Origin of the sequence: Streptomyces sp. W16, assembly GCF_033194735.1 — a bacterium.
Classification (GTDB): Bacteria; Actinomycetota; Actinomycetes; order Streptomycetales; family Streptomycetaceae; genus Streptomyces.
Genome location: NZ_JAWOAI010000314.1, coordinates 1 through 11,785 on the forward strand (window position 1 = coordinate 1; position 11,785 = coordinate 11,785).

General features: G+C 68.2%; 9 protein-coding genes. 7 read left to right on the forward strand and 2 right to left on the reverse strand.

What is annotated here, in order from left to right:
* The coding region (locus tag R6V09_RS33100; protein WP_317885147.1) for a helix-turn-helix domain-containing protein at nt 1-305 on the reverse strand (305 nt) is incomplete at its 3' end.
* Between the two features lie 181 nt (nt 306-486).
* On the opposite strand from R6V09_RS33100, the gene R6V09_RS33105 reads away from it, so the two are divergent.
* The 6 genes from R6V09_RS33105 (at nt 487) to R6V09_RS33130 (ending at nt 8,217) form a co-directional block, all read left to right on the forward strand.
* Nucleotides 487-2,244 (forward strand): peptide ABC transporter substrate-binding protein, encoded by a 1,758-nt coding sequence (locus R6V09_RS33105; RefSeq protein WP_317885148.1) that lies wholly within the window; start codon nt 487-489, stop codon nt 2,242-2,244.
* Nucleotides 2,245-2,247: 3 nt separating this feature from the next.
* The gene (locus R6V09_RS33110) at nt 2,248-3,207 is read left to right on the forward strand and encodes an ABC transporter permease (RefSeq protein WP_317885149.1); all 960 of its coding nucleotides are present in this window, start codon (nt 2,248-2,250) and stop codon (nt 3,205-3,207) included.
* 26 nt (nt 3,208-3,233) lie between these two features.
* Complete coding sequence (locus tag R6V09_RS33115) at nt 3,234-4,082, forward strand: ABC transporter permease (RefSeq protein WP_317885155.1); 849 nt, start codon at nt 3,234-3,236, stop codon at nt 4,080-4,082.
* Nucleotides 4,079-5,731 (forward strand): ABC transporter ATP-binding protein, encoded by a 1,653-nt coding sequence (locus tag R6V09_RS33120; protein ID WP_317885150.1) that lies wholly within the window; start codon nt 4,079-4,081, stop codon nt 5,729-5,731. The genes R6V09_RS33115 and R6V09_RS33120 overlap by 4 nt, the downstream gene beginning before the upstream one ends.
* Nucleotides 5,728-6,666, forward strand: a complete 939-nt coding sequence (locus R6V09_RS33125) for an ROK family protein (protein ID WP_317885151.1) — start codon at nt 5,728-5,730, stop codon at nt 6,664-6,666. The genes R6V09_RS33120 and R6V09_RS33125 overlap by 4 nt, the downstream gene beginning before the upstream one ends.
* Nucleotides 6,667-6,819: 153 nt before the next feature.
* Nucleotides 6,820-8,217: a glycoside hydrolase family 43 protein gene (locus R6V09_RS33130; RefSeq protein ID WP_317885152.1), complete on the forward strand. Its 1,398-nt coding sequence runs from the start codon at nt 6,820-6,822 to the stop codon at nt 8,215-8,217.
* Between the two features lie 67 nt (nt 8,218-8,284).
* On the opposite strand, the gene R6V09_RS33135 is transcribed toward R6V09_RS33130, so the two are convergent.
* Nucleotides 8,285-9,247, reverse strand: coding sequence for an ABC transporter substrate-binding protein (locus R6V09_RS33135; RefSeq protein WP_317885153.1), 963 nt, complete (start codon nt 9,245-9,247; stop codon nt 8,285-8,287).
* A 364-nt stretch (nt 9,248-9,611) separates the two neighbouring features.
* Between R6V09_RS33135 and R6V09_RS33140 the strand changes: the two genes are divergently transcribed.
* A partial coding sequence (locus tag R6V09_RS33140) for a sensor histidine kinase (RefSeq protein ID WP_317885154.1) occupies nt 9,612-11,785 on the forward strand: 2,174 nt, incomplete at its 3' end.

Consider the following 11,785-nt stretch of genomic DNA (forward strand, 5'->3'; position numbering starts at 1 on the left):
ACGACGCCCACATGCGCGTGCTTGCCGCCGAGCTCGGCCGCGACCGCGAAGCCGTCGCTGCCGCCCAGCCGCAGCACCTTGCGCGGTCGGCCGCCGGTGGAGGAGCGCGTGCCGTGCTCGGCGACCAGGCCCAGGGACACCAGCTGGCTCACCGCGAGGGAGATCGTCGAGGGCGCGGCGCCGAGCAGTTCGGCGAGGTCGGTGCGGGTCGCGGCCTGCCCGGAGGCGAGGAGTTCGAGGACGTGCTCGGCCAGTGAGGAGACGCCCGAGGTGCTTTTCCGGCGGTGCGCACTTTTTTCAGGCATGAGGGAAGTTACTTCCGGCTCGGGTGATCGAGGCGACGAGCGTAAGTCACTCGGACGGCCTGTTCGCTTTTTCCAGAACGGCAGTAACAGGCTTTTTACAGCGGCACGCCTGTTTCTTCGCCCACAGGGGCCGTTGACTGTCCTCACTCCCGCCTCCGCCCCTCTTCTTCCGAGGAGAACCATGTCCCCTGTCCGCAAGAGACTCCTCGCCGGTGCCTCCCTGACCACGGCCTCGCTGCTGCTCGCGGGCTGTTCCGGGTCGAGCGGTACGTCGTCCTCCGGGTCGCGCGACGCCATCGACTACGCGCTGCCCGCGAACTTCACCCCGAACTGGATCCTGCCGATCGGCACCGCGGCCCACCTCAACACCAACAACATCTCCATCGCGAACGCGCTGTGGGAGCCGCTGATCGCCTATGACGGCTCGACCGGGGCCATGGGCTGGAACAAGAAGGGCTCGGTGGCGACCGCGGCGGACTTCGCGGCCGACAACAAGAGCGTCACGATCACCCTCGGCGAGCGGCAGTGGAGCGACGGGAAGCCGATCACCTCCGCCGACGTGAAGTTCTGGTTCGACCTCATCAAGGCGAACAAAGCGCAGTGGGCGGGCTACAACCCGGGCAAGGCGCCGGACAACTGGACGTCCTTCAAGACCGTGGACGCCCGGCACTTCACCATCACCTTCGACAAGGCCTACAACCCGCAGTGGATGCTGGCCAACGAGCTGAGTTCCATCAACCCGCTCCCCCAGCACGTGTGGGACAAGGCCGGGGACGCCAAGAAGGACTGGACGTACCTCAACAGCGCGGCGAAGAACATCAACGGGTACGCCACGAACGCCCTGTGGAAGACGGTCAGCGGCCCGTACACCGTGAAGTCCTTCTCCACGGCCGGCAAGGTCGTCCTCGCCGCCAACACGAAGTACGACGGCGGTGAGAAGGCCGGCATCCCCACCGTGAACCTCCTCCCCTTCACGACGGCGGACGCGGAGAAGAACGCGCTGCGCTCCGGGAGCGTCGACTACGGCTACATCGAGGCCACCGACCTCGACCAGAAGGACAGCTTCACCGCGCGGGGCTACACGGTGAAGCCGTGGTCCGGCTGGGCGATCACCTACATGCCGTACAACTTCAACAACCCTTCCATGGGTGCCGTGTTCAAGCAGCTCTACGCCCGGCAGGCCGTGCAGCGGTCGATCGACCAGAGCACTCTGGCGAAGGTCATCTTCAACGGGACGGCGGTGCCCGGATACGGGCCGGTCCCGCAGGCGCAGACCTCGTCGTTCCTGTCGGCCGCGCAGAAGAGCGACCCGTATCCGTTCTCGACCTCGGCCGCCAAGTCGCTGCTCAGCAGCCATGGTTGGAGCGAGCAGGGCGGGGTGATGACCTGCACGAGCCCCGGCACCGGCGCCGCGCAGTGCGGTGCAGGGGTCGCCAAGGGGACGAAGTTCCAGATGCAGGTGCTGTCGCAGTCCGGTTCGACGGTGACCGACAACATGATGAGCGCGATCCAGTCCTCGCTGGCGAAGACCGGTATCAAGTTCTCCATCAAGACCGCGCCGGTCAACTCCGTGCTGTCGCAGACCCCGCAGTGCACCGCCTCGCAGTCGATCTGCAAGTGGCAGCTCTCCTACTTCGGTACGGCGGGCAGCTGGTACTTCCCGGCCTTCCCGACGGGTGACTCGCTCTTCCAGACCAAGGGCGGCGCGAACTTCGGCAACTACTCCAACGCCGATGTCGACAAGCTCATCTCCGCGTCCACGACGTCGAGTTCGACGCAGGCGGTCCAGGACTACAGCGCGGCCCTCGCCAAAGACCTGCCGGTGATCTGGCTGCCGGAGCCCGACTACCAGATCTCCGTGGTCAAGAACGGCCTCGGCGGCTTCTCGCAGGACCCGCTCGCCAACTTCCACCCGGCACAGTGGAAGTGGACCAGCTGAGGCATGGACACCCTCCTGTATCTGACCCGGCGGATCGCCCAGGCGCTCGTCGTGATCCTCATCGTGACGGTCGTGGTCTTCGGTCTGCTGCACGCGCTGCCCGGGGGTCTCGCACGCGGGATCCTCGGCCCGCAGGCCACGCCCCAGCAGATCACGTTGTTCGACCACGACCAGGGGCTCGACCGGCCGTTGCCCGTGCAGTACCTGTACTACCTGCGGCAGTTGCTGCACGGGGACCTCGGCACGTCGTACACCCTGAACGAGGCGGTGTCGCAGCTCATTGCGCAACGGCTGCCGAAAACACTGGTGTTGACCGTGCTGTCGGCCGTTGTCGGGCTGACGCTCGCCATTCCGCTGGGCATGTGGCAGGCGGTGCGGCGCAACAAGCCGGCCGACTATGTGATCACCACGTTGAGTTTCGTCGCGTACTCGACTCCCGTGTATTTCCTGGGACTTGTGCTGGTGATGGTCTTCACGCAGGTCGTGCGCTGGTTTCCTTCGCAGGCGCCACAGGGGGACACGGTGGCTCAAGTCTTCGCGGATCCCGTCGCGTTGGTGCTGCCTGTGGTGACGGGGGCAGCTTCGATGGTCGCCGTGTTCAGTCGGTACATGCGGGCGGCGACCTTGGAGAACCTCTCCGAGGACTATGTGCGGACGGCTCGGGCGGGGGGTTCACGGCAGCGGGCGATCCTCTTCAAGCACGTCTTCCGGAACTCGTTGACGCCGGTGATCGCCATGTTGGGGTACTACGTGCCGGTGTTGTTCGGCGGTGCGTTGGTTGTTGAGCAGCTCTTCAACTACCCGGGGATGGGGCTGTTGTTCTGGAGTGCGGCTCAGTCTTCGGACTATCCGGTGCTGTTGGGGTGTGTGTTGGTGATCTCTGTGGCGACGGTGGTGGGGACGTTGCTTGCGGATGTCGTGCAGCGAGTTGTTGATCCTCGGGTCAAGGGGGGTCGGGCGTGAGTGTTCAAAGTGCCAGCCGGTGGGGGTTGCTCGCGCAGTTCCCCGCGCCCCTGAGGGCGCGCTTCGCGCGCAACAAACTTGCCGTCGCCGGACTCGTAGTAGTTGCCCTCTTCTTTCTGTTCTGCTTCGTCGGGCCTCTTCTCTACTCCACCGATCAGACCCATACCGATCTCACGCAGGTCAACCTCGGCCCCAGCGGCTCCCATTGGCTCGGTACGGACGCCGTCGGGCATGACGAGCTCGGGCGGCTCATGTACGGCGGGAAGGTGTCGTTGCTCGTCGGGCTCGCGGCCGGGGTGCTCGCCACCGTCATCGGGACGTTGTGGGGGTCGGTCGCCGGATACGCCGGTGGGTGGGTCGACGCGGTGATGATGCGGGTCGTGGACGCCGGGATCGCGATCCCCGCGCTGTTCATCCTGCTGGTCGTGTCGGCGATCACCACGCCGGGCGTGCCGGGGCTGATCGTCATCCTGGGGCTGGTGTCCTGGCTCGTGCCTTCGCGGTTGGTGCGGGCGGAGACGTTGACCTTGAAGAGCCGGGACTATGTGCTGACCCTGCGCGCCATCGGCGGTTCGCACAGCCGGGCCATCACCCGGCACATCCTGCCCAACTCGGTGTCGACGATCGTCGTCGCGGCCACCTTCCAGGTCGCCGACGCGATCCTGCTCGTCGCCTATGTGTCCTATCTGGGGCTGGGAGTTCAGCCGCCGTCGACCGACTGGGGCGGCATGCTGTCGGCCGGGCTGACGGCCGCCTACTCGGGACGCTGGTGGCTGATCGTGCCACCGGGCCTCGCGATCATCCTCGTCGTCTGCGCGTTCAACGCGATCGGCGACGGGCTGCGCGACGCCTTCGACGTGAGGGGACGGGGATGAACAACATCCTGGAGATAGCGAATCTGGGCGTCACCTTCTCCACCGAGAGCGGTGATGTGCCCGCCGTACGCGGGGTGTCCTTGCGGGTGGCGCCCGGTGAGACGCTCGCCCTCGTCGGTGAGTCCGGGTCCGGGAAGTCGACCGTGGCGCTCGCCGCGCTCGGGCTGTTGCCCGGCAACGCCCGTGCCTCCGGGGGCGTTACGGTCGGCGGTACGGATGTCGTGGGGGCCGGTGAGGCCGAACTCGCGCGACTGCGGGGGCGTACGGCTTCGATGGTGTTCCAGGAACCGGCCACCGCTCTCGATCCGCTGACCCGAATCGGCAAGCAGATAGCGGAAGTTGTACGGAATCATCGGGACGTCTCCCGGCAGGAGGCCGCTGCGGAGGCAGTTGGGTTGCTGCGCCGGGTCGGGATTCCCGAGCCTGAACGGCGGGCTTCCGCCTTTCCGTTCCAGTTGTCCGGCGGGCAGCGGCAGCGGGTTGTGATTGCCATGGCCATCGCCAACTCGCCCGGGTTGTTGGTGGCGGACGAGCCGACCACCGCGCTTGACGTCACCGTGCAGGCCGAAATCCTCGATCTGCTGCGGGCGTTGGCCGTCGACTCCGGGACAGGGGTGCTGCTGGTCACGCACAACATGGGGGTCGTCGCCGATTTCGCCGACCGGGTGGCCGTGATGCTGGAGGGGGAGGTCGTGGAGACGGGGGCGGTGGAGGAAGTGCTGTTGCGGCCCACGCATGAGTACACGCGGCGGTTGCTGGAGGCGGTGCCCCGGCTTGCGGTGAGCGAGCCGGTGGGCGTCGTGCGAGAGGAGGCCGAGGGAGCGCCGGTCGTCGAACTCCGGGATGTCAGTGTGCAGTTCGGGCGTGGGCCGCGTGCCGTGCGTGCGCTGGAGGATGTGTCACTGACCGTGCGGGCCGGGGAGACCGTGGGGCTCGTCGGTGAGTCCGGGTCGGGGAAGTCGACCGCCGCGCGGGTGGCTCTTGGGCTGGTGGCGCCGGAGTCGGGCGCTGTCTCGCTCTTCGGGGCCGATCTGCGCAAGGCGCGGGGGCGGGCGCGACGGGCCCTGTTGGCCGGGGTCGGTGTGGTGCTGCAGGACCCGGTGGCCTCGCTGGACGCGCGGATGAGTGTCGCGGAGTGCGTGGCCGAGCCGCTGCGGGTGCACCGGCGTGGGATGGGTGCCGCCGATCGGCGGGAGCGGGTTGCCGAGGTACTCGAACTGGTGCGGCTGCCACGGGAGTTGGCGCGACGTGGGCCTCGCGAGCTGTCCGGTGGGCAGCGGCAGCGGGTGAGTCTCGCGCGGGCACTGGTCCTCGAACCGCGGCTGCTGGTCGCGGACGAGCCGACGAGCGCGCTGGACGTGAGTGTGCAGCAGACCGTGCTGGAAGTGATCGCCGAGTTGCAGGCGGAGCTCGGGTTCGCATGTCTCTTCGTCTCGCACGACCTCGCCGTGGTGCAGCAGTTCGCGGGGCGGGTCGTCGTGATGAGGAGCGGACGCGTCGAGGAACAGGGGCCGACCATGAGCACGCTGCTGCACCCGGAGACCGAGTACACGCGCCGGCTCATCGCCGCCGTACCGGTCCCTGATCCGGTGCTTCAGCGTCAACGGAGAGAGCACCGGGTCGCGTTGGGGACGGAGGCCGGCGCGTGAGGGACTCTCCCCAGGTGATCGTCGGCGTCGACATCGGCGGGACGACCACCCAGGTCGTGCTGTGCACGGCCGAACTCGACGTCCTGGACCGGACGCAGGTGCCGACCCCGGCGAGCGAGGGCGGGGCGGCCATGCTCGCCGCCGCACTCTCCGCGCTACGGCTGCTGCTGGACCGTACGCCCGCCCGGCTGCTCGGGGTCGGGGTCGGCGCGGCCGGGCTCGTGGACGCGCGGGCCGGGCGGATCCTCGTGGCGAGCGACTCGTTTCGCGGCTGGGCCGGGTTCGAGGTGACGGCGGCCGTCGAACAGGCCCTGGGTGTACCGGCGTTCCTCGACAACGACGTCAACGCGTTCCTGCGCGGGGAGGTCGCGAAGGGGGCCGTCGCGGGTGAGGAGAACGTGCTCGGGATGACGCTCGGCACGGGGGTGGGTGGCGCACTGTGGCTGAATGGCGCCCTTTACGAAGGGCCGCACGGGGCGGCGGGCGAGATCGGCCATGTTCCCGGGTTCGGTGAACTGCCGTGCACATGTGGCGGCCGGGGGCATCTGGAGACGCTGGCGTCGGGGCGGTCGATCGCGGCGCGGTACCAGGAGCGGACGGGTGTGGACCGTACCGCCCGCGCCATCGCCGAGGCGGCCCACGGCGGCGACCCGGACGCGCTCGCCGTGTACCGGGACGCGGGCCGCGGCCTCGCCCGTGCGCTGCTGATCACGGCGGGGCTGCTGGATGTCACGACGTGTGTGATCGGCGGGGGTGTCAGCCGGTCGTGGACGCTGGTCGAGTCGGCCGTCCGGGAGACGCTGGCGCTGGAGCCGCCGGTGAGCGGTCATCCGGTGCGGGTGCTGCCGGCGCGGCTGGGCGGTGACGCGGTGGCGATCGGGGCGGCGGCCAGGACGCGGACGGAACTCCCGATCCACACAGGAGGCCCTCAGTAGATGCCCAGGTGAAGGACGAGAACCGGCCAAGCACGACCGTGTCATTGACGCGCACACGCCCCATCTCTACCTTCTGATCGACTTACCGAACCTCGTTCGGAATGTCGAACGTTGATATGGATCACTGGGCCGCTCATATCCCCTGGAGAACACATGGCCGTCCCCTCTCTCCCCCACCCCTCCCGCCGCCTCTTCCTCGGCATGGCCGCGACCGTCCCCCTCGCGGCCACCGGCGCGCTCACCTTCGGCGCCGGCAGCGCCCAGGCGGCGACCAACTCGGCTTACGTCATGTGCTACTTCACCGAGTCGCCGACCTTCCTGGGCGCCAACTACGGTCTGCACCTGGCCGTCAGCCCCGACGGTCTGGAGTGGACCCCGCTCAACCAGAACGCCCCCGTCGCCACCCCCACCGCGGGCTCCCTCGGCCTGCGCGACCCGTTCATCCTGCGCAAGCAGGACGGCACCTTCGTGGTCCTCGCCACCGACCTCAACGGCACCGACTGGACGTACGTCAGCCAGTACATCCACGTCTGGGACTCCACCGATCTGCGCACCTTCACCGGCTACCGGCGGATGAAGGTGCACAGCCTGGACACCCACGCCTGGGCGCCGGAGTCGTACTGGGACGCGGGGCGCGGGCAGTACGGGGTGATCTACTCGGCCGTCAACGACAGCGGCCACAACGTCATCATGGTCAACTACACGAGCGACTTCGTGACCGCCGGTGATCCGCAGGTGTTCTTCGACCCCGGTTACGACGTCATCGACGGTGATCTCGCCGTGGGCGTGAACGGGGTCAACTACCTCTACTTCAAGAAGAGTTCGACGCTGGTCGGCGCGAAGTCCACGTCACTGGACCCGGGCAGTTTCACGGAGTTCAGCACGGCGGTCTCGCACAACGGCACCGAGGCCCCGACCTTGGTCAAGTCGCTCACGTCCAGCTCCACTTGGTACCTGTGGGGTGACACCTGGGACCCCAACGGCGTCTTCTACGCCTGGCAGACCAGCAGCCTCGCCGCCGGCACCTGGACCGCCGTGGACCAGAAGCTCTACACGCAGCCGCTCAACTCCAAGCACTGCGGCATCCAGCCGATCACCACCACCGAGTACAACAACCTGATCGCCAAGTGGGGCACGCCCGCCTGGAACCGGCTCAAGTCCTACAACTACCCGGCCCGTTACGTCCGGCACTCCAACTTCATCGGCCGGATAGACGAGTACGCCTTCGACCCGTACACCGACTCGCAGTGGACCCTGGTGCCCGGTCTCGCGGACAGCGCGGGGGTGTCCTTCCAGTCGGTCAACTACCCGACCCGGTACCTGCGGCACTACAACTACGCGCTCCAACTCGACGTGAACGACGGCACGTCGACGTTCGCCGGGGACGCCACGTTCTACCGGACCGCGGGGCTCGCCGACTCCTCCTGGGCGTCCTTCCGGTCGTACAACAACCCGACCCGCTACATCCGGCACTCCAACTACGTGCTGCGCATCGACCCGATCTCGACGACGACCGAGCAGCAGGACGCGACGTTCCACGTCGGTTACTGAGCGTCCGGGCACGCCGACGCGGGTGCCTCCCGGAGAACGGAGGCACCCGCGTCGGCGGCGGAACGGGTCAGCTCAGGCCGGCCGTCTTCAGCCAGGCCTTCGCCACGTCCAGCGGGTCCTTGTTCTGGGAGCCCACCTGGGTGTCGAGGTCCAGCAGGGTCGCCGTGTCGAGCTTCGCGGAGACCGCGTCGAGGGCGGCCACACCGGCGGCGGAGAGGCCGCTCTTGTAGACCAGGGGCTGCACGTTCTCGAAGCCGAAGAGCCGCTTCGGGTCCTGGAGCGTGACGTGCTTCTCCTTGGTGATGGTCGGGTCCGTGCTGAAGAGGTCCGCCGCCTGCACGGTGTTCTTCTTCAGCGCGGCGGCCGTCAGCGGGCCGCCCGCGTCCAGCGCCTTGAAGGACTTGAACTCCAGGCCGTAGACGGACTTCAGGCCCACCAGGCCCTGCTGCCGGGTCTGGAACTCCGGCGAGGCGCCGATGACCAGGTCCTTGGCGATGGACTTGAGGTCCGCGATGCTGGAGTCGGACGTGAGGTTGTACTTCTTCGCGGTCTCCGCGTTGAGCGTGACCGTGTCCTTGTCCTCGGCGGCGGCCGGGTCCAGCAGCGTCAGCTTGGTGTCGAGCTTGGCGTTGATCGCGGCCGTGGTCGCGGCGAGGGTCGCCGGGGTGGCCTTCGGGTCGAGGTAGGCCAGCAGGGCGCCGTTGTACTCGGGCAGCACCGTGATGGTGCCGTTCTTGAGCAGGCCGTACGTCGTCTCGCGGCTGCCGATGTTCGGCTTGTAAGTGACCTTGACGCCCTTGGCCTTGAGGGCCTCGCCGTAGATGTCGGCGATCAGGATGCTCTCGGCGAAGTTGTTCGAGCCGACGACGACCGTGTCGCCACTGGCCTTGCCGCCCGAGAGGGGGTTGTCGGACTTGCTGTCGGAGGACGACCCACATCCCGTGACAAGCGCAGCCGTGGCGGCGAGGGCGATGGCCGCCGCGCCGGGGTACCTAGTGCTGGACCAGCTGTTCTTCGCTTTAGAAGTCACAATTCCCGTTCCGGGGTTGGATGTTGGCACAGGCGTGCAGGCATGGCTGTGGCGTCCACGCGCGGGGCGTGAATGCCGCACTCCGCTGATCCAATCCAGCCGGTTCTTGGTCAGTCAAGAGAACTCTGGTCACCGATTGGCCTCAATGAGTGCCCAGTTGTGAAGGCAACGTAAACGGACCGGTCACGAACACGGGCGCTTTGTAATTGATTCTTGACGTAGGGCGACGCACTTGATCGTTCAAAGAGGCGGTAGTCTCCCCGGAGTTGGCGTCGGTCACAGCGGTGTGCGGGGGCCGCTTCGATCAAAAACAGTCACGTGTGTCGCTGCGCGTACCGTGACAACACCCCACGAAGGAGGCCTGGTGTCCATACGGGGCTTCGCAGACCGTTGGCCCTTCAGGCGCAAGCTCAATCTGCTCGTCGGCGTACCCCTCGCGGTGGTCGCGGTGCTGCTGGCGTATCTCATCACCGATGAGATCGGGCAGTCGACGGACGCGAGCGACGCGGCCCGACTGGTGCGGGACAGCGGCCAGGTCGCCGAGCTGGTGAACCTCGTGGAGGCGGAGCACCAGCAGGCCATCCTGCTCTCCGTCCGCTTCGAGGCCACCAACGACGGCGGCACCCCCTCGCAGAACGCCTACCGGGCGGCCCAGGTGGCCGTGGACAAGCAGGTCGAGAAGGTGCGCGACACCTTCGGCGACCGGCTGCCGGCCGGCGAGGCCCAGGCGCTCAGGGAGATCAACGGCCTGGAGACGCTGCGCAACACGGTCGAGCAGAGCTATCTCCCCGCGGACAACATCGACCCCGCGTACACCAGCGCCTCGGACGGTCTGATCGACGGGCTCGACCTGGAGCACAACGCGAACCTCGCCACCACCTTCACCGGCAACCTGCTGGACTCCGTGCTGCGGGCCGATGCCGCCCACAGCTCGTTCGAGACCAGCGTGTTCTCGGCGACGACCGGTGACAGCAACGCGCTCATCGAGTTCACCAACGCCGTCGGCTCCTACGACCTGTACACCTACCAGGCCTCCCGCTTCGCCCGGTTCGCCACCGAGGAGCAGGCCGACCACCTGTCCGGCATCGAGCACACCACCCCGCAGCGGGAGATCGCCGAGGCGTACGCCGAGCTGCAGATCGACCCCAGCGGGCTGCAGGCCGAGTCGCCCGGCGCGGTCCGCAAGGCGTTCGCGGACGCCATGAGCGACTACCCCGCCTACCCGCAGCAGGCCGAGAGCCGACTGAAGATCACCAACTCGCTGATCGGCCAGATCGCCACCCGCGCCGACAGCGCGTCGAGCTCCGCCTCCTGGCGTGCCGGGCTGCTGCTGAACCTCTCGCTGCTCGGCTTCGCGCTGTGGATCGTCTTCTCGGTGATCGTGCGCCGCTCGGTGGTCCGCCCGGTGCAGGCCCTCACGGGTGCCGCGAAGCAGGTCGCCGAGGTCGCGGGCCGCGAACTGGCCCGGGTGGCCGACGACGACGCCGAGGACGACGGGCCGCCGCTGCTGCGGGACATGCCGGTCACCGCGAAGGACGAGATCGGCGACCTCGCCGAGGCCTTCAACCATGTGCAGACCACGGCCGCCGCACTGCTGGCCCGCCAGGTCGTCAGCCGCCGCAACGTCGCCGAGATGTTCGGCAACGTCGGCCGCCGCGTCAGCAACCTGACGACCCGTCAACTCGCGCTGATCGACGCGGTGGAGCGCGGCGAGACCGACCCGGCACTCCTCGAACGCCTCTACTCCATCGACCACATCGCCGTACGTCTGCGCCGCAACGCGGACAGTCTGATGCTGCTCGCCGGCATCCGCGAGACGGTGCTCGACGGCGGACCCACCGAACTCACCAACGTGGTACGGGCCGCGCTCGGCCAGATCGAGGGCTTCCAGCGGGTCGGGCTGCGCGCCGACACCGAGATCATGGTGGAGCCCGACATCATCGGCGACCTCACGCTGATGGTGGCCGAACTCCTGGAGAACGCGGTCTCGTTCTCCCCCGCGGGCAGCCCCGTCGAGGTGGTCGTCCGCACCGACGGCGACGACGCGCTGATCGTGGTCGCCGACCACGGCCTCGGGATGAGCGCCGAGCGCATCACCGAGGAGAACGCCCGGCTGATCCGCCGCGAGCGTCTGGACCTGGTGCCGACGAAGGTGCTCGGCCTGTTCGTGGTCGGTACGCTGGCCCGCCGCTGGGACATCGACGTCACGCTGGCCCGCACACCGGGCGGCGGTGTGACGTCCGAGATCACGATCCCGGCGACGCTGCTGCTGCGGATGAGCGCGCTGGCCTCCGGCGATTCGGCGGCAGCACACGCCGGACCGGACAAGGCGCTCGCCCCCGCCAGGTCGGGAGCCGTCGACTCCGGCGAGGACCAGCGCCGTCCGGCTCCCTCCTGGGCCGCCTCGGACTCAGGACCGCGCCCGTCCATCACCCTGAGCAGACCCGAGCCGGTCACGTCCGAGCACATGCGCGCCGAGGACGAGCCGACCCCGCTCCCCCGCCGGGTCTCCCGGTACGAGACGGCGCCGACGGCCGC